This window comes from Lutibacter agarilyticus, assembly GCF_900188235.1.
In the GTDB taxonomy this organism is placed as follows: domain Bacteria; phylum Bacteroidota; class Bacteroidia; order Flavobacteriales; family Flavobacteriaceae; genus Lutibacter; species Lutibacter agarilyticus.
This window is the reverse complement of record NZ_FZNT01000003.1, coordinates 250,445-271,858: the sequence shown is the minus strand read 5'-3', so window position 1 is coordinate 271,858 and position 21,414 is coordinate 250,445. Positions and strand designations below refer to the sequence as shown.

The 21,414-nt window shown below is 30.0% G+C and carries 14 protein-coding genes and 1 other RNA gene; 3 read left to right on the top strand and 12 right to left on the bottom strand.

Annotated elements, in window-relative coordinates:
• Positions 1-251 precede the first annotated feature (251 nt).
• From CHB67_RS06245 to ssrA, 6 genes are all read right to left on the bottom strand, one after another.
• Complete coding sequence (locus CHB67_RS06245; RefSeq protein ID WP_089380899.1) at positions 252-1,580, bottom strand: DUF3987 domain-containing protein; 1,329 nt, start codon at positions 1,578-1,580, stop codon at positions 252-254.
• A gap of 95 nt (positions 1,581-1,675) precedes the next feature.
• On the bottom strand, positions 1,676-2,158 hold the full coding sequence (locus CHB67_RS06240) for a hypothetical protein (protein ID WP_089380898.1): 483 nt from the start codon (positions 2,156-2,158) through the stop codon (positions 1,676-1,678).
• Between the two features lie 12 nt (positions 2,159-2,170).
• The gene (locus tag CHB67_RS06235; RefSeq protein WP_089380897.1) at positions 2,171-2,458 is read right to left on the bottom strand and encodes a helix-turn-helix domain-containing protein; all 288 of its coding nucleotides are present in this window, start codon (positions 2,456-2,458) and stop codon (positions 2,171-2,173) included.
• 190 nt (positions 2,459-2,648) lie between these two features.
• Complete coding sequence (locus CHB67_RS06230) at positions 2,649-4,721, bottom strand: hypothetical protein (protein WP_089380896.1); 2,073 nt, start codon at positions 4,719-4,721, stop codon at positions 2,649-2,651.
• Positions 4,722-4,796: 75 nt separating this feature from the next.
• Positions 4,797-6,005 (bottom strand): site-specific integrase, encoded by a 1,209-nt coding sequence (locus tag CHB67_RS06225; RefSeq protein WP_089380895.1) that lies wholly within the window; start codon positions 6,003-6,005, stop codon positions 4,797-4,799.
• A 182-nt stretch (positions 6,006-6,187) separates the two neighbouring features.
• Positions 6,188-6,581, bottom strand: a transfer-messenger RNA (tmRNA) gene (gene ssrA / locus CHB67_RS06220).
• A gap of 123 nt (positions 6,582-6,704) precedes the next feature.
• Here ssrA and CHB67_RS06215 point away from each other — a divergent pair.
• Together CHB67_RS06215 and CHB67_RS06210 are read left to right on the top strand one after the other, a co-directional pair.
• Complete coding sequence (locus CHB67_RS06215; RefSeq protein ID WP_089380894.1) at positions 6,705-7,907, top strand: NAD(P)-dependent oxidoreductase; 1,203 nt, start codon at positions 6,705-6,707, stop codon at positions 7,905-7,907.
• Positions 7,897-8,118, top strand: coding sequence for a DUF3820 family protein (locus CHB67_RS06210; RefSeq protein WP_089380893.1), 222 nt, complete (start codon positions 7,897-7,899; stop codon positions 8,116-8,118). Before CHB67_RS06215 ends, CHB67_RS06210 begins: the two co-directional genes overlap by 11 nt.
• Here CHB67_RS06210 and CHB67_RS17465 read toward each other — a convergent pair.
• From CHB67_RS17465 to CHB67_RS06190, 4 genes are all read right to left on the bottom strand, one after another.
• The gene (locus tag CHB67_RS17465) at positions 8,096-8,383 is read right to left on the bottom strand and encodes a ribosomal maturation YjgA family protein (protein WP_394335357.1); all 288 of its coding nucleotides are present in this window, start codon (positions 8,381-8,383) and stop codon (positions 8,096-8,098) included. The two genes, CHB67_RS06210 and CHB67_RS17465, sit on opposite strands and share 23 nt — an antisense overlap.
• Before the next feature lie 190 nt (positions 8,384-8,573).
• A complete protein-coding gene (creD, locus tag CHB67_RS06200; RefSeq protein ID WP_089380891.1) occupies positions 8,574-9,938 on the bottom strand; it encodes a cell envelope integrity protein CreD in 1,365 nt (454 codons plus the stop codon).
• Between the two features lie 52 nt (positions 9,939-9,990).
• A complete protein-coding gene (locus CHB67_RS06195; protein ID WP_089380890.1) occupies positions 9,991-10,287 on the bottom strand; it encodes a winged helix-turn-helix domain-containing protein in 297 nt (98 codons plus the stop codon).
• Positions 10,288-10,295: 8 nt separating this feature from the next.
• Positions 10,296-10,913, bottom strand: coding sequence for a hypothetical protein (locus CHB67_RS06190; RefSeq protein WP_089380889.1), 618 nt, complete (start codon positions 10,911-10,913; stop codon positions 10,296-10,298).
• 159 nt (positions 10,914-11,072) lie between these two features.
• On the opposite strand from CHB67_RS06190, the gene CHB67_RS06185 reads away from it, so the two are divergent.
• Complete coding sequence (locus tag CHB67_RS06185; RefSeq protein ID WP_089380888.1) at positions 11,073-13,625, top strand: adenosylcobalamin-dependent ribonucleoside-diphosphate reductase; 2,553 nt, start codon at positions 11,073-11,075, stop codon at positions 13,623-13,625.
• Positions 13,626-13,693: 68 nt separating this feature from the next.
• Here the strand turns inward: CHB67_RS06185 and kdsA are convergent, their stop codons facing one another.
• Complete coding sequence (kdsA, locus tag CHB67_RS06180; RefSeq protein WP_089380887.1) at positions 13,694-14,512, bottom strand: 3-deoxy-8-phosphooctulonate synthase; 819 nt, start codon at positions 14,510-14,512, stop codon at positions 13,694-13,696.
• A gap of 178 nt (positions 14,513-14,690) precedes the next feature.
• Entirely contained in the window at positions 14,691-21,353 is a 6,663-nt protein-coding gene (locus CHB67_RS06175; RefSeq protein WP_089380886.1) for an alpha-2-macroglobulin family protein, read from the bottom strand.
• Between the last annotated feature and the right edge of the window lie 61 nt (positions 21,354-21,414).

Here is a 21,414-nt window from a genome sequence, read left to right as displayed (position 1 = left end):
TTATAGAGGCTGGGTGGTAAGTTAGCTTTACCACACGAATGACAATAACCATAAATTTCAGGAAGTTCCCTATAGTTTACAAACTTACCGTTCTTATTGGATTTATTACAGCATGGTGTTATTAGATTCAGGTTTCGTTTATTACTAAACTGAAATTTTTGTTCTATTTTAATTAAATTATTTTTCACAACTGACAACTGGCAACTTTTTAATATTAATAACTAAACTGTAATTATCTTTATGTAAGGTGTTTATCCTGTATTTTTGAGGGTGTTTGAAGTTGCCAGTTGCTGGTTACTTACTCCCTTAGGCCATTTTTTTGAGATAGTTCCTTTATGAAACCCTGTAACTTCAGCAACTGCCTTTTGAGAAGCGTTATTTTTTTTAGCAAGTTTTATTATTTGCTCTAGTGTTGGTTCTTTATCAGATTGAGATAGATTTTCTTCAATTATGATTTTAAAATTTATAAAGTAAAACTCATTGAACTTAATAGCTAACTCAACAGTTTCAAGCTCTAAGATTGATCTAAAATCCGAATCAATAGATTTTTTCATCATATGTGCCAATAAGCAAAACTTATGAATGGAGATTTGCATTTTAGACATATACTCTTTTATAATTGGTTCAGCATTCTGTTGTTTAAATATGAGATTTTGAGAATAATCAAATAACTTATCTTCCGCCTCTTTTGACAGTTCAATTTTAAATTGTTTTGTTAGCTCTTCAGGTTTCTCACTCTGTCTTTTGTAGGCTATTATATTCAATATGGATCTATTGTAGGTGTCTATAACCTCAAAAGAAATTTGACCTCTTGATAGCTCGTTATTTTTGGTGAGTTTTGGAGTGAATAGTTGTCTGTCAATGAATCCGCTTTCTAAGTTCCCATTGGCAAATAACTTAGGAATAAATTGATGTTGTAGACCTCCTAACAGGGTTGGGTATGTTTCTTTAATTCTAAAACTTTTTGTTGTTTTTCTTGATATATCAACATGTCCATTCGTATATCCTTCCAAAAAAAAAGTTCTCCAAGCAACACCATCTCTACTTGAAGAATTACCCATTTTCTCAATTAAAGAATAAATTTCATCAATTGAAATGCCAACTGAGTTGGGGTTTTCTGAATGTATTTTATGAACAGCTTCAATAGAAGCATTTTGAATTAATAGTTGTTTTCTTTCGGGTTCATTTGAATCTTCATTACAATTTTTAAGATCTTCTTTGTATAGATCATAATCCATGTCATCAATATCCTTTAATGGATCAATAGCAATTTTCATAGCTTCAGATTTTGTGTCACCTCTGCTTCCTATAAGTGTGAAGTAAAGGTTTGCATAATTTTTATATCCCAAGGCTTTAATAAAAAAAGTCAATCCAATAGAAGTGCTAATTGTATAAAGTATAGAGGTTAATAAATATTCTTTTGGAACTCTTTTATGTTTAAAAGTTTGGTTAATCATATCAGAATATCCGGTTGGAAGCTGATTTATAATGTCGTATAGCATTGAAAGTGATCTTTCTTTATTTGAAAGTACCAGATTATCTATATTATCTTCAATTCCTTCTATTGTTTCTATGCTCATTTAAAATAGGTGTTTAATTTGTGTCACTATGTAATACAGTATTACATAGTGACTATATTGTTTTTAAAGTTATCTCTATACCGTTCATTTATAAATTAACTCCTATATACCTCGTATGTTTGTCCTATTATTGGTTCATTTATAAAGTTCTCTAATAATTTGAAATTAAATTTATTGGGGTTCGTGTCTATTGCAAATTGAAAGTAATAATGATCATAAGAAGGTAAGTCCAAAACTGTATTTAATTCTTCTTCAACCTTTGAAAATTCATGTTTTATTTCTAAACTTAAATATTTTGAATCTATAACTCTATATACAGCAGCTATGAGATCATCATAATCATCATCACAAGCCTTTGGATCCAATCTTTTTCGATAAAGCCAGGAGACAAGTTGTACAATTTCGTGTTTCCATATTTGTGAGTCCTTTTCATCTTCAGCCATAATATTTTCATCATAATCTTCAATCATTTTTCTAGCCATTTTGGATGTTGATATATTATTCTGTTCACTTAAGTGTTCAATTTTTTCTTTAAGATATTCTGGGATTCTAAAATTTATTTTTGTTGTATTTTTCATGTTCTTAGTTTGTTAATAGTTATTGTTTTTAAAAGACTCATTATGATTTTTATCTAGTAGTTTTGTTACATCACTCATTTGGTAATATATTTTATTACCTATTTGGGAATAGGCTATAACTCCTTCAGATCGCCAAGTTTGAGCTGTTCGTGCGCTAATACTCATTAGCTTTAAAAATTGTTTATTGTCTACGAAGGCGCCTTCTAGAGATTGTGATTTTTCATTCAAATCCTGTTTGATTTCATAAACTAATTGAACTAATTTGTTGTACTCTCCTTTTTCTAAAATAATTGCATTCATTAAAAAATAATTTAGATTAAACTTAATTTCTGATAGCGAAATAAGCGCTTATTGTAGTTCAAAAACGCTCTACACCTTAAGGGTAGAGTGGAGTGTGGAGTATAAGAAGACATGAAAAAAAGCCAGCATTGATGGGCTGGCTTTTTAAAATAGAAAAAAATTTATTTTAAATATTTAAGTGTAGAGTAGATTATATTAGATTAACAGCTTTCTCGATTAATTCATGATTGGCAGGTTTTTTCGCTCTTCTTAGTTTATTTCTGTCTAGTGGCTCGTTGTCTTCCATAACAAAGCAATCAATGGTTACCTCCCAATGTTCCTGTTTTAAATATTCAACTTTTTTAGAATGATTATGCAAATATTTAATGAAATAACTAAGCGCTGATATTTTTCCTCTCCAAACAATTTTCACTTCCACTTCTTCTCCACTAAAAATTCTTCTAAAATGTTTGATTTCTGTTTGCTCAGTTATAAATTCCTCTTTTTTTAAAAAAATCATCAAATCGAGTATCTGACTTATTCGATTTTTATAGTGAATATATGTAAAGGATTTACCTCCTTTTTTTATGCTTTTTTTGGTGTTTATTAATGTCAGGGGTGAATTGTAATTTGTTGAGTCTCTGATATGATCTAACTGAACTTGTAAAAAATCTATAAGAGAATCAATGTAAATAGAGTTAGTGCTCTCGAGGGATTTTTCTAGTTTATCATCAATTTTTTCGAGTTTTAATTCTTTTAATAACTCTTGAAGGAAAATATTTTGTTTTGATGGATCTACCTTGTCGATTATCTCCTGAAACATTTTGAAAGTTTCATAAAACACATTATCATATGTATCTTTTAAATTAAGATAATAAAATTCCTCAGGAATAGAGGGGAGTATCAGATAGTTGATTAAATCAACTTCCGCTTCTTCCATCAATTTATAATTCTTTTTATTGATTATTAATTTTTCTATTAAAAACCTGGTATTAAGTTTGTTGTGGTTGTTTGTGATGTTTGGATCAAACCCATCTGAGTCTTTGTCAATTTCTTTAAGTAGCTTATAAGAATTAACTAAAACATTGTAAATTTTAACTATTGTTTTTATTTCTTTAACCCAATAATCAAGTTTGTTATCAAAAAAAATATTTATACTAAAATAGGTGAGTAAATTATCAAATTCATTATCAGGAGAATAAACGAAATATTCTTTGTTTTTGAATGACATATACTGGTGTCTATAAGTTTCAAATAAATTGTCCTTTAGGTAATTTATAGACTTTTCCTTCGAATTGGAATTGTTATCAATTTTGTGCTTGGTAATTATTTCATTTGCTTCATTTTTTGCTTCATTAATAGCGTTGAGAAGCTCATGTTTGTAGTTTATAGTAATGTATTTGTCTTGACTAATTCCTTTTTTTAGTTGATTTTGCAACAAATATTTAATTTTAAAGATTAAATGTATCAAGATATCTTCATCTGGTAAAAAACATTCTTTTTTGCTTTTTTTAGATCTAAAGTACTCTATGTCGTAAACACTTTCGTTAAATCTTTTATTTAATATTAAATTAATACTCTTAATAATTTGACCTTCATCAAAGTTCTTAACTTCATTATAGTTGATGAAACTGAGTTGAGAGATGTATTTAATTAATGTGTTTTTAAATTTGAATGGCAAATTTAAAATGTTGTTTATTATATTTAATTCATTAGTATAAAAGGAAGAAATTTCTTTATGATTTAAAGTGCATTTTTGTATTCTTTCTATAGCAATACTAACATTGCTTTCGACTAAAGAAATAAGATTATCTATTTGCCATCTACGAATATTGTCGTAATCTTCCTGGTCTATATGTTTGCGATGTTCGTATTGTGAAAAATATTTGCATTTTTGACCTTCTAAAAAACCGTTATAAGTTAGCTTAGGTATTAAGTTGTTGTACTTATTTATTGCAATTTGTACTTTATGTTTAAGGTTGATAGAATAGATACCGTCAAAAAGTTTTTCATCTTGCTTAATGCCTAAAAGATAAGTTTTGTTCCAGTAGAGGTTAAACGATAGATGTGGATGACGCTCTGCGTAATAAGTAGGGCTTTGTTTTTGGATTTTATTTTCCAGTTTAAAGTTTTCTTTATAAAAGAACTTAAATGTTTCAAAATCATCTAATAACATTGTTGTTTTTAGTAAGTTTTCAAAATCTAATTCAGCTTTTTTTCGAGCCTTTTTTATAATGGAATTAAACTGTTTTTCTAAACAAGTTTTAATTGATTTTCTTTGCATTATTAAGGTGTTGGGGTAAATTAGGGAGCGTTTTCGTTTATTGTTTTGTGGCTGTACAAAAAAATGAAAGTAAGTTTATCCTAGTTTGTTTTTTAAATCCATCATATCATTACTGATTTTTTTATCTAATATTTTAGCATAGTGTTGTGTTGTTTTTAAGTCTTTATGTCCAAGCATTTTGCTGACAGTTTCAATTGGAACACCGTTTGTTAATGTTATAGTTGTGGCAAATGTGTGTCGTGCCATATGAAAGGTTAGGTTTTTTTTAATTTTACAGATAGCAGCAATTTCTTTTAAGTAAGCATTTGTTTTTTGATTGCTTGGGAGTGGTAATATGTGGCCTTTTATTGTTCTTAATGGATGTTCATTGTATTTTTCAATAATATTTTCTGGTATCGGAAGTAATGGTATTCGAGAGAGGGTATTCGTCTTAGTTCTGTTTTTCCGTATCCATTTATTTCCATCTTCTCCTATGGTAATGTCTTTTATGAATAAGTTTTTAACGTCTATATACGCTAGTCCAGTATAGCAACAAAATAGAAACGCATCTTTTATTTGTTCAAGTCTATCTATTTCAAACTCTTTATTGTATATTTCTAAGAGTTCATTGCTGGTTAAAAACTCTCTGTCTGGAGGAGTAATTTTGACTTTGAAATTTCTGAATGGATTGATTGTTATCCAATCATTAGATAGGGCGATATTTATTAGTTGTTTTACGTTATTTATATATTTCCCACGTGAGTTTTGCGCAATATCATTTGATTGTAAGTAATAATCAAACTCAAATATAAAGTTGTAATCTAATTCCTTGAAAGAAATATCCTCTTTGTTGTAATTGCGTTCTAAGTAATTTGTTAAGTGTGTTTTTGTGGTTTTGTATTTTTTCCAAGTGCTTATAGAGTATTCTTTTCCAAGCATTGATTTAACTTTTTCAATGTGTTTAGAGTAGGTTTCAATAAGAAAATGATCTCTTTTATTTAAACCTAAATATTCATTCTTGATGTCATTTAATGTGTATGCTTTCTCTTCTATTCTAAATCTGTCATGAATTTTATTGATAGCTGAGCTGACACTTGCTAATTCATTATTTGTTTTATTAGCAACATTATTTCTACCAGTAACTCTATTAGATGTGGTGTCCCAGTTTTCAATTTTTGTTGTGATTTTTGTTGAGAATGAGAATTTTTGTACTCCAAGTCGTACTCTGCAAAATATGTTGTAATCTCCGTTTTTTGGTATTCTATCTTTTTTAATGAAGAATATTATGTTAAAGGTCTTTTTCATTTCTAATTTTTTATTAGTGTAAATTTAGAAAAAAAAACCAGTACCCAAAATATTTGAACTAAAAAATGAGATTATATTGGTACTAAAACAATGCGTTTGATTACTTTTGGTTATCTTTGGTGGGTTTTTAAATTGCTGATATGGAGTTGATTGCCTCTTTTTGCTTTTAAATTCATTTAAAATAGTGGAGACGCCGGGAATCGAACCCGGGTCCAAACAAGCAACCAAAGTGGTTTCTACATGCTTAGTTTTCGTTTAATTGTAGATCTAAAGCTGACCGAAAACCGCCCACTTTAAACTTAGTTTCTTAAGTTTCAAAATACTAACGAAACAATAGTATTTCTATGTTAACTTTTACGATGCCCTAATATTGATCGCCGTTAACCAAGGCTATCAGTGGACATTTAGCTTGCACACCTAGTGTGCCGAGGCTCATCCTACTATAATTCGGATTAAGCAGCTAAAGCGTAGTTATCTTCGCCGTTTAAAAAGTTGAAATTGAGATTTACGAGTGCTATTTCATTACTCGACATGCTTCCAGTTTAATTGACCTTGCAGTCAAAACCAGTCGTCCCCATTAAATCAATGAACTATTTCCTAAGAAGGAAGGCAAATGTATAAAAAAATCTCTCAAATTAATTATTTGTGAGTTCCTTTAATTCACAATATCTTAGTTGCAAATTTTATACCAATTATAATATGAAGATAGGAATCATTAAAGAATGGAAAATGCCGCCAGACAAACGTGTTGTTTTGCCACCAAATGAGTGTGTACAATTACTTAAGAAATTTCCAGACCTTGAAATAAAAGTGGAGAGTTCTGATATTCGAGTTTTTTCTGATAATGAGTATGCTGCTAAAGGAATTGAAGTGACAAATGATGTGTCAGATTGTGATGTGTTATTAGGTGTAAAAGAAGTGCTAAATGAAAAATTAATTCCCAATAAAAAATATTTTTTCTTTTCGCATACCATCAAAAAGCAAGCATATAATCGAAGTTTATTGAAAGAAGTATTGGCCAAAAATATTGAATTATACGATCACGAAGTAATTGTAAATAAAAACAATGTACGTTTGGTTGCTTTTGGAAGATACGCTGGTATTGTAGGGGCTTACAATGCTTTTAGAACGTATGGATTAAAATTTAAGATATTTAATTTACCCAAAGCTGAAGTATTACACGATCAACAAATGTTAATTAATGAGTTAAAGGAAATTAAATTACCAAACATAAAAATTGTACTCACAGGTAAAGGACGTGTAGGTAATGGAGCAAAAGAAATGTTAGACGGTATGGGACTAAGAGAAGTTTCGGTTGAAGCATATTTAAGCCAAGAATTTAAAGAGCCTGTTTATGTACAAATTGATGTGCTAGATTACAATAAACGAAAAGATGGCACAATAATTAATAAAGAAGATTTTTTCAACAATCCATCTGATTATGTAAGTGACTTTATGCGTTTTGCCAAAGTGTCAGATATCTATATTGCTTGTCATTTCTTCGGAAACGGTTCACCTTATATTTTTACACGCGAAGATGCTAAATCACCAAATTTTAATATAAAAGTGGTGGCTGATATTAGTTGTGATATTGATGGGCCAGTGGCTTCAACCATTAGACCTTCAACAATTGCCGATCCAATTTATGGGTATTTAGCAGAAACTGAACAAGAAGTGGATTATAAAACCCCTAAAGCCATTGCGGTGATGGCAGTTGATAATTTACCTTGTGAATTGCCAAAAGATGCTTCAGAAGGTTTTGGTAAAAGCTTTTCAGAACATGTAATTCCAGCATTTTTCAATAATGATAAGGATGGCGTTTTACACCGGGCAAGAATGACTCAAAATGGAAAGTTAACCGAGCGTTTTAGCTATTTACAAGATTTTGTTGATGGAGAATAATCAGCAGCATTTATTAGAGATTTTGGCAAATGCAAAAATGCCATACGGAAAGTTTAAAGGAAAATATTTAATTGATTTACCAGAGCATTATATTGTTTGGTATAACAATAAAGGTTTTCCTAAAGGGAAACTAGGAGATCAATTACGGTTGGTTTACGAACTTCAGTTAAATGGTTTAGAAGATTTGGTTAGAAAGCTACGAACGTATTAATTTTTTCAATTAAGACTATAGTTAAAAAACCTAGCGTGTATGCTATTATATCGTGCATACTAAATGTAGTGCCTAAAATTATCTTTGTAATAGTATGCTGTTCTAAGTTTAAAATTTCTATGACATTAATAAGTTGAAGAAATTCTACGGTATAAGCAATGCACAATGTTAACAATGCAATGTAAATAGGTTTTAAATTCATAAAACTTCTAAAAAAATAATAGAGCATAAGTACTACTAAATAATCACCAAAATTATTTCTGATAAATCCACTTTTAACGTAAACAGCTATAAGTATTTAGGTAATTAATAGCAATAAAAAAATAGTTAGACTTTTTAAATTAACCATTATAGATTCTAAATTAAGTAATTTATAATTACAAAATGCTACTGAAATTTAAATTATAATTATTTCAATAGCATTCCGTTTTTATATAATTTTAAGAGTAGTTGAATTAATTCCAATCAATTTTTCTTGAAGTGTACATTACTATTGATAAAATTAGGAACAATCCTATACTACCAACTAATAAAGCGTAATTTTCTAGCTGAATAATTACATAAATAAAGGTGTATAAAGCCGTTAAAGAAAGTCCTATAAATAATGGAAACTTTAAAGTTTTTAAAATACTTTTTGAATATAAAACAATTAATAAGATAACAGAGCTGCCTGATATTAAATAGGCATTTAAGAAGTTACTATGTTCTGAAATTGAAATTAACAAGGTGTAAAACATTGTTAACGCAACGCCAATCATTAAATATTGAAATGGATGAATGGGAATTTTACTGATACTTTGAATTAAGAAGAAGAATAAAAATGTTAATGCTATGACTAGAAAACCATATTTTGCAGAACGTTGACTTTTTTGATATTCATCAACTGGAATCATAAAGTTAACACCAAAAGCATATTCTTTTAAATCGGGTAAACTCTTAAAATATTCTTGAGAAAAAGGTCGGTTAATATGTAATACTTTCCAATTAGCATTAAAGCCTTGTTCAGATATTTTATCTGAGTTTTGAGGTAAAAAACTACCTATAAAGTTTGCTGTTTTCCAATTAGATTGCACATTTAAACTAGTTTCTTTTCCAATAGGAATTATTGTAAATTGTTTACTGCCGCTAACTGCGATTTTTATAGCGAAATTATGATTTGTTTTAGAAGCTGAAAACTCTTTCTTTAAATAGTTAGTTTCAAGTTTGTGTAATTGTAATTCGGATTGGTAAAAGTTCTTTTCTTGTGCTTCATATTTCGGAACAAAATTATAATTAGTATCATTCAAAGTTATTTCAACTTGGTTGTTAATCCCTTTTAAATTTGAGGTTTTTATAATAATAGTTGCTTTATCCCATAAAACATCCTTGTCTTTAGTTTCAATACTATTAAAGTTAGGTTTTATAAAATTACCATTTAATTTCATGGAACTTTTATATACAGATGTTTTATAAATACCACGCTTTTTAACTTCTGGATTTATTTCACTTGAAATGGTTAATTCATTAGGGAAAAAATAAGCGTAATTAATATGTTCAATAGTTTCAGTAGTTACTTTTTTAGTTTCGCTATTCGTTAAGATTTTTTCAGAATAGGTTTTGTAAGGAACTTTTAAAATTGGCCCATAAAGTAATACTTCGTTTCCCCATTTCGTGTTAATTTCTTGTACTACCGATTCTTGCCTTTCAGCACGTTCATTTATTAAAGCTTCAATATATGAAAGCGGAATTAATAAAATTAATATAAGTATACCAATCATAATCATACGTGCAGAAATTGAGTTTTTCACCCAGTTCGAAAATTTGCTTTTTTGTGTTTCCATAATTTACTATTTTAAAAGTACTTTGAATTACAAAGTGTAAGTATAAAAAAATTTAGTTATTATTTATTAATTTTTCTAAAGCAGTTATATGCTTTTTAAATTCTAGTTTTCCAAGTTTTGTAATGCTGTATTTAGTGTTAGGCTTTTTTCCAATAAATTGTTTCTCAATTTTAATATAGGTTACTTTTTCCAACGCTTTTATATGGCTAGCTAAGTTGCCATCTGTTACCCCTAAAATTTCTTTTAAGGAGTTAAAATCTAAATAATCATTCACCATTAAAGCCGCCATAATTCCCAAACGAACCTTATTGTCAAACGCTTTATTTATATTTTTAAGAATATCTTTCATTAAAAATTTTACTTATCGTATTTACGGTACATTACTATGCCATATACAATGTGGCATACACCAAAACCCAATGCCCAAAAATACAAACCATACCCAATAAATTGTGTTGAAATTAATCCAATTATAACTTCAGTAATGCCTAAATATTTAATTGTTCCAATAGTATATTTACTTGCATTTATGCAGGCTAATCCGTAAAAAATTAAGGTGCTTGGCGCAATTAATCCAATTAAACTATTTTGATATAAAATAAAACAGAACAACCCTCCAGTTATTAGCGGAATCATAAAATGTTGAAGTAATCTTTTAGAACTCGTACTCCATATTTTTTCATTGTTCTTACTTGCTTTTTTTTTAGTTAAAAAATAAGCAGTTAATATTGAAAAAAGCAAAACTAATCCCGCAACGGCAACTAATAATAATTCAAAATACGATATAGGTAAAAAAGCTGCTGGTCCGTAAGCGGACTGATACGAATTAATTAAATAATTTCCAAGAGTTGCACCTAGTAATGCATAGATTCCTGCCAAAATTCCAGATAAACCACTCAAGGAGATAAACCGAGTTGATTTATTCATAATCGATTTAATTTCTGTAAGGTCTTGTAAATAGTCTTTTTCACTCATTGTAAAGTACTTTGAAATACAAAGTAAGTCATTTTTTTTGAAACAAATAACTTTTCAACATAAAAATGTTAATTACTAATTCATGTAAAAGACCAAATAGGTTTATTTATTCAATAATTTTAATAACTGAAAAAAATGAACTTTTAAACTAGTAATAAAATGACAGAAGAATTAGTGTTCCCGAAAATTTATGAATATAATGAAGTATTAGAGAGTTGTTTAGCTTATTTTAATGGAGATGAGTTAGCTGCAACTACGTGGATGAATAAATATGCCGTGAAAACTAAAAAAGGTGAATTTTTAGAAAATACGCCTGATCAAATGCACAAAAGAATGGCTGCTGAGTTTGGGAGGGTCGAAGAAAAATATATTGGCAATGAAAAAAGTGTTGAAGGCCTTTCTGAATACGGAAAAACTCGTGAACTTTTAACGGAAGATGGGATTTATGATTTATTTAAAGACTTTAAATATGTAATTCCACAAGGTAGTGTAATGTCTTCTTTAGGAAATAAAAATGTAATTGCTTCTTTATCAAACTGTGTGGTTGTTCCACCTGTTTATGATTCTTATGGGGGAATTTTTCATACAGATGAACAATTAGCACAATTATTTAAAAGAAGATGCGGTGTAGGAGTTGATTTATCTAATTTAAGACCAAGAGGCGCACAAGTATCAAATTCAGCAGGAACTACAACAGGAGCAGTTTCGTTTATGGATCGCTTTTCAAATACAACTCGTGAAGTTGCTCAAAACGGTAGAAGAGGAGCGCTAATGTTAACAATGGATATTGCTCATCCAGACATTGAAGAGTTTGTAACTATAAAACAAGATTTATCAAAAATTACAGGCGCAAATATTTCTTTACGTTTGTCTGATGAATTTATGATTGCTGTTGTTAACGACGATGATTATACACTACGTTGGCCAATAGAAAGTAAAAAACCAACCTATACAAAAACCATAAAAGCAAAAGAATTATGGGATACTATTATAAAATGTGCGCATAATACAGCTGAACCTGGATTAATTTTCTGGGATCGTCAGCATTATTATTCAACATCTTCAATATATCCTGGTTTTAAAAATAGCTCAACAAACCCTTGTTCAGAAATTGCAATGCAAGGTGGTGATAGCTGTCGTTTAATAGCTGTTAACTTATTTAGTTTTGTAGATAAACCTTTCTCTAAAGAGGCTACGTTTGATTTTAAAAAATTCTATAAGGTAGTTTATGAATCTCAACGATTAATGGATGATTTAGTAGATTTAGAGTTAGAAGCTGTTGATAAAATTTTCAACAAAATAATGCATGATAAAGAACCAGACAGTATCAAACAAGTTGAAATTGATACCTGGAAATTATTATACAAAACAGGTAAAAAAGGAAGAAGAACAGGCTTAGGATTTACTGCTTTAGCTGATGCAATGGCTGCTTTAGGAAAGAAATTTGATACTGATGAAGCTATAGCAGTAGTTGATGAAATTATGAAAACGAAGCTGAGAGGTGAGTTTGATAGTAGTATTGATATGGCTATTACAAGAGGTAAATTTGAAGTTTTTAATACTGATATTGAAAAGTATTCTGAATTTGTACAAATGGTAGAAACAGATTTCCCTGACGTATATGAAAGAATGATGAAATACGGAAGAAGAAATATTTCCATAAGTACGGTAGCTCCAACAGGTAGTTTAAGTATGTTGGCTCAAACTTCATCAGGAATCGAACCAGTGTTCTTATTATCATACAAACGTAGAAGAAAAGTTAATCAAGACGATACAAATGCCAAAGTTGCTTATGTTGATGATATGGGAGATGCTTTTGAAGAATTTGAAGTATACCACAACAAATTAAAGCAATGGATGGAAGTTACTGGAGAAACAGACATAAATAATAGTCCGTATGCTGGAGCAACAGCCCCTGAAATTGATTGGAAGAAACGTGTTGAAATGCAGGCCTTGGTGCAAAAATATACTACGCACTCAATTAGTTCTACAATTAACTTAGCTAAAGATGTTTCTGTTGATTTGGTAGGTGATATTTATATTGAATCTTGGAAAAAAGGATTGAAAGGAATTACAGTGTATAGAGATGGTTCTAGAAGCGGAATTTTAGTTGCAAGTGATGAAAAATCGAAAGAGAAAAAACTAGGAGATTGTTTTGCTGAAACTATTTTCCCTAAAAGACCAAAGAAAATTGAAGCGAAAGTAGTTCGTTTTCAAAATGATTACGATAAATGGGTAGCAGTTGTAGGTTTAATTAATAATAGACCTTACGAAATATTTACAGGGAAATTAGAGGATGCATTTTTATTACCAACTTGGTTAGAAGAAGGTTGGGTAATTAAAAATAAAGATGAAGATGGAAATACACGTTACGATTTTCAATTTGCAGATAAACAAGGCTATAAAGTAACTTTAGAAGGTTTGTCTAGAACTTTTGATAAAGAATACTGGAATTATGCTAAATTAATTTCGGGTGTGTTACGTCACGGAATGCCAATTCCTTATGTAGTTGACTTGGTAAATAATTTAAACATGTACGATACCAATATTAATACTTGGAAAAATGGTATTGCTCGTACTTTGAAACAATTTGTGTTAGATGGTACGCAAGCTGCAGATAAAAAATGTGCTTCTTGTGGAGATCCTGAAGGATTAATTTATGAAGAAGGTTGTTTAAAATGTAAAAACTGTGGAGACACTAAATGTGGATAAAACTTAAAATTTAATAATAAAAAATCCCTGTAAATTTATGTTTACAGGGATTTTTTTTAAGCCAAAAGCTAAAAGCTATTAATTGTTTTTCTTATTGCAGTTAAATTGGTTAGTAAACCTTCTAAATATTGTAAATCTAACATATTTGCACCATCACTTTTTGCAGTTGAAGGATCAAAATGAGTCTCTAAAAATAATCCGTCTACACCAACAACAACACCAGCTCTGGCAATAGTTTCAATCATATCAGGTCTTCCACCAGTAACTCCGCTTGTTTGATTTGGTTGTTGTAAAGAGTGTGTAATGTCTAAAATAGTTGGCGCAAATTGTTGCATTTCAGGAATTCCTCTAAAATCAACAATCATATCTTGGTAGCCAAACATGGTTCCTCTATCGGTAATCCAAGCTTTATCATTACCAGCATCTTTTACTTTTTGTACCGCGTGTTTCATTGCTCCCGGACTCATAAATTGTCCTTTTTTTAAATTCACTACTTTTCCAGTTTTTGCAGCAGCAACCACTAAATCGGTTTGACGAACTAAAAATGCAGGTATTTGCAAAACATCAACGTACTGAGCAGCTTTTTCAGCATCTTCATTGGTATGAATATCAGTAACCGTTGGTACGTTAAATGTCTCAGAAACTTTACGTAAAACTTTCAATGCTTTTTCATCTCCAATTCCAGTAAAACTATCAATTCTACTTCTGTTGGCTTTTTTAAAACTTCCTTTAAAAATAAACGGAATTTGTAGCTTATTGGTTACTTTTAAAATGTGTTCAGCAATGCGTAACGCCATTTCTTCGCCTTCAATAGCGCAAGGTCCTGCCAATAAAAAAAAGTTGTTACTATCAGTGTGCTTTATCTTTGGAATCAGATTTAAATCCATTGTTTTCGTTTTTTTGCAAAGGTAGTTTTTAAAGTTGAATTGATAAAATACAAATAAGCGTATAAAATGAATTGAAGTAGCAATGAGCACCTGAATTTATTTCTGGTACTCATCTTAACTCTATGCTATTTATGATGAGGTTCAGCATAACGAAATTATTCTAACCTACAATCAACAACTAATTCCCAACTTTAATTCTAACACCTTCACTATGGCTGCTAAATTCAGGCGCATACATACTTTGTATGGTTGTAATTCCGTTGCTAAAATTACCAGCATTGTTTACACGTAAATCGTATTCAAAAACATACACACCTTTAGGTAAACGTTCCATAAAAAAGTTGGTTGAAGCATCTTTAGTGCTTTCATAATAACCCAATCCATCTTGCCATTTGTAGCTAGATAACACATTAATAGGTTCTAAACCACTAGCTCGCATATCTTTTAAATGTACGTACTCCATTGGTCTATCTACTTTTAATTCAATTCTTACGGTAATTAAATCGCCTAGTTTTAAGTTTGATGCTTCGGTGATTTCAGTAAGAATTTTACCAGTATCAGAATTCGATTTTATAAATAATTTTTTCGATAATTTCAACGGAGTTTCAGCTGAAGTTATTTTGTCTAAATCTTCAAAATATTGCCAATACAAACCACCCCAAGCAATGCCTTCATCTTTTTTAGAAATGGTTATTTTTGCCATTTCCGAAGTAATTTCCGAAGAATTCCAAGAAGTTTTATAATAACCTGTTCCGGCTTCAACTTGTACATTTTCTAATTTTGAAGGTTCAATTTTTTTAGTTCCAACAGTTACTTCAACAGATTCATTTACAGATAACCAATCGCTTCCTTGCAATAATAAAGCATACACAGCTTCTGTAGTTGCTTTGGTAGTTTTCCATTGTGTAGTTTGTTTATTTTTCAATAACCACACTTTTAACTCGTCAACAGTTGCAATATCATTTTCAATTTCTGAAAACACTTCAATTAGTAAAGCTTGCGTTTCAATAGGCGATTGATACCAATACCAACTAGCGGTATTTTCTTTCCAATACATTCCCATTTCTTCATTGGTAATACTGTTTTCTTTTAAAGATGCTACTATTTTTGAAGCAATGGTATTAGTACTATTTCTATGTTGAATTAAAGCAATCAATCCTTTTGAGTAGAGGTTGAATTCTTTCCAATAAGTAGCAGATTGTGTGGTGTAATAAGCTACTGCTTTTTGAACTTTTGAAGAAATTTCAACTTCCTTGTAAAAACTGCGCATATATAAATAATGCAATTGAGTATTATTCAATTGTTTTTTTGCTAAATATGCTTTTTCAGCTTCAATTCCAGCTGCTTTTGTTTTTGCTTCGTCTCTTATTTTTTTGGCTTGTTTTAATAGATTGTTGTAATCTTCAAGAATCTTATTATCTAAAAATTGTACAGCTTTTTCTATCATTTTTTGAGCATCATTATTTGTCATTTCTACTCTGCTCAATGACCAAAGTTGTTTTAAATGTCCGTAACTAGCTGCAATATGCTGTGTAATGTATCTATTAGGTGTTCTACTTCCTTTAAACCAAGGAAAGCCACCATCATTAAATTGTAATTGTTTTAGCTTGTTTAAAGCAGTTTCTTGCTCATTTTTCATCTTATTTAAATCGAATAATAAGCCAATTCTCTTTTTTTGTTCGTTTTCGTTTTGAGCATCGCGTAACCAAGGAGTTTCTTGAATAATGATAGATTTTAGTTCCTCATTTTTTTCCAAGTTAGAAATCAACGCATCACTTGTTTTCCAAAGATTAAATACTTCTTGAATTCGTGGATTTGAATTAGCAATATGGCTCGCCAATGAATTTGCATAAAAACGAGCAAAAGTTTGCTCGGCACATTCATACGGATATTCCATTAAATAAGGTAAACTTTGAACTGCATACCACGCCGGATTAGAAGTTATTTCTAACGTTAATTTATGATTCTTTAGCGTTCGGTCGCTGAGCGGAGTCGAAGCGATATTTAAAAGTTTATCTAGCGTAAAAGTTTTGGTTTGGTTGCTGCGAACCCACATAGGCAAGGTTTCAGTAACCAGCATTCTGTTTGATAAAACGGGTAATACATTTTGCTCTCCATCTGAAAAATCACCAGCTTTTGCCACAATTTTATACTGAACAGCCTGCACATTATGTGGAATAGTTAGCGTCCAATTTACATTGGTATTTCCTTTAGCGTTTACTGTGAAATTTTGTAGGCCACTGAGCGGAGTCGAAGTGGTGTTTTTCAAAAGTTCTTTAGTTATTTCTTTCCCTGTAATGGCATCGGTTAAAACTAGTTGAGCAACGCCATTTAATGGGTTGTCAGATAAATTTGAAACTTTACTTGAAAACACAATTTCATCACTTTCGCGTAAAAAACGTGGCGGGTTAGGTAATACCATCAATTCTTTTTGAGTGACCGTTGTGAGTGTTTTTGTTGCTGTTGCCAATTCTTTTGTATGTGCCAATAATTGAAATTTCCAACGTGTTAAAGCTTCTGGCATTGTAAAATTGAAGCTAATAACTCCTTTTTCATCCGTTCTTAAATTTGGATAGAAAAAAGCAGTTTCGTTAAAGTTTTTCCGGGCTTTTACATTAGCTAATTCCTTTTGAACTTTTTCTTGACCACTTTTGGTTGATATGATTATGACTCCGTTTGCAGCCTTTGCTCCATATAAAGCAGTTGCAGCTGCGTCTTTTAGAATATTTATAGAAGCAATATTGTCGGATTCGATAGATTCTAACGAGCCTTCATAAATAACACCATCAACAATAATTAATTGATTGGTATTGGCTATAGAACTTAATCCTCTTATTTTAATTTCAGCATTACCATTTACTTCTGACGCTTTTCTTTCCGAATAAAAGGCCACATCTTCAACTATTTCCTCATCTTCTTCAACAATTTCAACAACAGACCCTGTTCTGTCTCTTCTTTTAGATGTTCCATAACCAACCACAATAACTTCATCTAAAGAAGCGCTACTTTCACTTAAAACAATTTTGTAAATGTTATTTTTTGAAATTTTTATACTTGATGACTCAAAACCAATATAGGTGAAGATAAGTACATTTCCTTTAGTTGCGGCAATCTTAAAGTTTCCATCAAAATCTGTGCTTACACCTGTGGAAGTGCCTTTAATTAAAATAGAAACTCCGGGTAATGGTTGGCTATCACTGTCATATACGGTACCATAAACAAAACCCTTTTCTTTTGAAGCGTCGTAGGTTGTTTTTGTAATTATTGGCTCACGAATACTTTCTAAATATTGATGGCGAATTTGCCAATTATTTCTAAAACTAAATCCGAACCAATTAAACTGATCGTAGTATTGTGTGTTATTTATAGAGTTGTCTAAGTAAGGAATATTTCGAACGCTAAAAGAGGTTTGGTCAAAACTATTGCGTGCGCTTCTTCTGTTTGAAGAAGAATAGTATTGGTGCTGTATTGGCTTAAAATCCCAGCTATGTGGTTTAAATTGATCTAAAGAAGCATCGTACATACTAGCCAAAAGTTCCGCTGCAATTTTTTCACCTTTTGAACCTTTTATTTTAAAACTCCAAGTTTCATTACTGCTAGGTTGCAATTTATCTCTAAATGAAAGTGTTTCAATAGTTAATTCTTTTGAAGGATAAGGAACCGAAACTGTAATCGTATTACTTTCAAACGAATTATAATTTGTATAGCTATAATGAATTGCAAAACCACCTAAATCTTTTTCAGTAACAGGAATTTCAATCTCTTTTATTTCATTGTTTAAATGAATAATTTGTGTGCTTATTACTTTCTTATTCTTCTCAACATCAATAGTTACATATAAGTCTTTAGAAGCTGAGCCAATAGATAGATTTACATTTTCTAAAGGTTTATAACTAGCTTTGTTGGTTGAAATTGTAAAGAGTTTATTGTCTGAAATGGTTTTATCATTTTCACTAAAAACGGTGAAAGTTTTCTTTTCGGTAACTAGTTGTCCAAATTTATCGTTGGTGTTTAATTCAACAATATACCTTCCAGAAGTCCAATTTTGAATTTTAGGAAGTTGTATCTCTGTATTTTTTGAGGTGTCAAAATTGTTCGAAAATTCCAATACACCTTTTTTCCAAGTTGAAGGATTGTCATTATTTGAAAAGGACTCATGAGGAAATTTAGTTGAAAACTCTTCTTCAGAAAGTAGTTTGTAATCAGGTGCTTTCCAAGGTCGTTTTCTAAGCACATTTTGAGGTGCTTGTAATTTATATATTTTAAGCGTTCCGTTTGCAGAAACTAATTCTCCGTTTAAATTTTTGGTTTCAATTGTAATGGTATTTTTAGACTGTGTTTTGTCTAATTTTTCTGGCATTTTTATAGTTGCAACCAATGCATGATATCCTACTTTTATGGTTGAAGTTGTGCTGTGGGTTTCGCCATTAATATCTGTTACATCAGCTGAAATTTCATAATTAAAAATAGGTAAGTTTTCTTTATTTACACTACTATCTGGAATTGCTTTAAATTGAATATCATAATTACCTTGTTCATCGGTTGTTGTTTCTCCAAAGGTAATTTCCTGAGAGTTAGCAGTCATATAATTTGGAGTGTTCCAATAATACCACCTTGGATATTCTACTTTTCTTTGAACTCTATAGGTGACTTTTGCATTTGAAATTGTAGATCCTGTAAAAGCTATTGCATTTCCTTGTATTGTTACTGTATCATTTACTTTGTATTCTGCAGTAATTGGTTTAAATGTTGTTTCAAATTTTGGCCGTTTGTATTCTTCAACTGAAAAATAAAAAGACTTGGTTCGCCAATCTGGAACCTCTAATAAAATTGAATACCTACCTAATAAACCATTATTAGGTAGTATAAATGCTCCATTTATAGCGCCAAATTCATTGGTGTTTAATTTTAGCTCTTTTATCTTTTCTCTATTGGCATTGTATAAACTTACTTTAACGTCTTTATTTGCGTAGGTTTCAGCATCTTCTTTTACATTTTTTACAAATATTCCTTTAAAAAATACAGTTTGACCGGGTCTATAAATACTTCTATCGGTAAATAAAAAAGGAGTGATTATGGTTTTTTTATCTTTAGTTCTGGTATTTCTATATTTGATTATGTAGTAGTCGCCAAAAATTCCTTTTTCACTATCCTTTTTCACTGTAATAAGTACATTTCTATGATAATGATTCGTTGTAAATTGTAGTTGGCCTTTAGCATCTGTAATAAAATCTTCATTAATGGTTTTATTATATCTACTTGTATTATAGTTTTTAAAATTAACATTTGCATAAGCAAATGGTTTACCTGTATTTCTGTCTACAACTTGGTAAGTATACATATTGTTTTTATAATTTTCAGTAATAGCAAAATTGGTTGCTTGTATAAAAGTTGATGCGTATAACTTATTGTTTTCAACAGATTTTTCTTCTGAAGCAATAATTAAATATTGCCCATTTTCTAACGGTGGAATTACAACTTCTGTAGTGTGATTTTGAAAGTCGTTTTCAGTTTTTAAAACTTGTTTAAAGTTATTTACAAGTTTAAACCCCTTTATTATCCCTATTTTTTCTTCATCATTATAAGTCCCATAAAACTTATTTTTTTGTTTAGGAGTTACTTCGTAAATATTAAAATAAAGTTTGTTGATGTTTTTATAATTTACTAATATTTTAGAGTGGCTGTTGCTTGGTATATTCTCTTCAGCAGTTAGTTGAAGCGAAATGTGTTCAATTTGTTGTTTTAAAACAGTGCATTTTTTTGCACCTAAACTTTCAGGGAATTTTGCAATTGCCTCGTTACAAATTTTTATGGCTTCAACTCGTTTAAATTGATTTTTAGTAGTACTTCCGGCAACAAAATCGTTACCTAGTTTATGATATTCAGTTGCTATGTTAAAATCAATTAAAGTTGAAGAAGGAATGGTTGAAAATTCATTTTTTAAATCAATTAGAGATGTTACATATAATGAATCTTTGTTTTTGAAAACAGCATTGTTTTTTACAAATTCTAAGCGTTCTAGGTCAATGGCAATTAAGGCATCGTTGTTTTTTCCTTTTTTGTGAAAACTAATTAGCTTTTTATAGATAGCAAGAGCATTTAATTGTAATGATAAAGTGTCTTTAGTTTTTATTTTATAGGACGAAAACGTATTAAAGTTGGCTATTAACTGAGGATCGTTAAGTTCAAATTTATAACTTGGAACTGTAATATGAGTTTCATTTGTTTTGTAGAAATCTAAGGCATTATGACTTAAAAAGTCAAACAATGTTGGACGGTATTTTTTGCTGTCTTTTTGAGTAGTTAAAAGCGCATCAATGGTTTTTAATTTTGTTAGTTGTGAAACCAACCCATTTTCTAATGAGTGTTGGTATTGCGTATGTATTTCTGTGAAAATTGTGTTTAAATCCCAAGTCCTAAAATCGGTACTATCTATTTTTTCAGTATTTTTTGTTCTTTTGTAAAATTTGTACCTATTTTGTTGAAAGTACTGCCAATATAAATTTGCCAATACACTTTGTAAAATATTTTTCGTTGGAAATTTAGCTTCAGAAATTTCTTTTTTTAATGAATTTATAATAGAGAGTTGCGCCTCTTCTTCAAGAGTTAAAGCAAACTTAGATTTATAAATAATTGCTTTTATGGTTTGTGTTGAATTTTCTTCTTTTTTAGCTTTTGAATATATTTCATCAACAATTATTAAAGCCGATTTCGGCAAGTTTTCTAGTTCAAATTGCTGTACTTCTTTCCAAGATTTTTCATAGTACTTTGTGCTTTTTTGTGCTTGTGTGTTTTGTAAAATAAATACAATTGAAATGAGAAGGGTGATGATTTTTTTCATAGTAATAAGTTCTTATTTGTTTCATAACAAAAGTCGTACCTAAATTTAATGAAAGTATTTT

Excerpts from the sequence above, each read along its gene's own strand:
- CHB67_RS06245 (WP_089380899.1), bottom strand. The coding sequence starts at position 1,580 with ATGAGCATAGAAACAATAGAAGGAATTGAAGATAATATAGATAATCTG.
- CHB67_RS06240 (WP_089380898.1), bottom strand. The coding sequence starts at position 2,158 with ATGAAAAATACAACAAAAATAAATTTTAGAATCCCAGAATATCTTAAA.
- CHB67_RS06235 (WP_089380897.1), bottom strand. The coding sequence starts at position 2,458 with ATGAATGCAATTATTTTAGAAAAAGGAGAGTACAACAAATTAGTTCAA.
- CHB67_RS06230 (WP_089380896.1), bottom strand. The coding sequence starts at position 4,721 with ATGCAAAGAAAATCAATTAAAACTTGTTTAGAAAAACAGTTTAATTCC.
- CHB67_RS06225 (WP_089380895.1), bottom strand. The coding sequence starts at position 6,005 with ATGAAAAAGACCTTTAACATAATATTCTTCATTAAAAAAGATAGAATA.
- CHB67_RS06215 (WP_089380894.1), top strand. The coding sequence starts at position 6,705 with ATGAAGATAGGAATCATTAAAGAATGGAAAATGCCGCCAGACAAACGT.
- CHB67_RS06210 (WP_089380893.1), top strand. The coding sequence starts at position 7,897 with ATGGAGAATAATCAGCAGCATTTATTAGAGATTTTGGCAAATGCAAAA.
- creD (WP_089380891.1), bottom strand. The coding sequence starts at position 9,938 with ATGGAAACACAAAAAAGCAAATTTTCGAACTGGGTGAAAAACTCAATT.
- CHB67_RS06195 (WP_089380890.1), bottom strand. The coding sequence starts at position 10,287 with ATGAAAGATATTCTTAAAAATATAAATAAAGCGTTTGACAATAAGGTT.
- CHB67_RS06190 (WP_089380889.1), bottom strand. The coding sequence starts at position 10,913 with ATGAGTGAAAAAGACTATTTACAAGACCTTACAGAAATTAAATCGATT.
- CHB67_RS06185 (WP_089380888.1), top strand. The coding sequence starts at position 11,073 with ATGACAGAAGAATTAGTGTTCCCGAAAATTTATGAATATAATGAAGTA.
- kdsA (WP_089380887.1), bottom strand. The coding sequence starts at position 14,512 with ATGGATTTAAATCTGATTCCAAAGATAAAGCACACTGATAGTAACAAC.
- CHB67_RS06175 (WP_089380886.1), bottom strand. The coding sequence starts at position 21,353 with ATGAAAAAAATCATCACCCTTCTCATTTCAATTGTATTTATTTTACAA.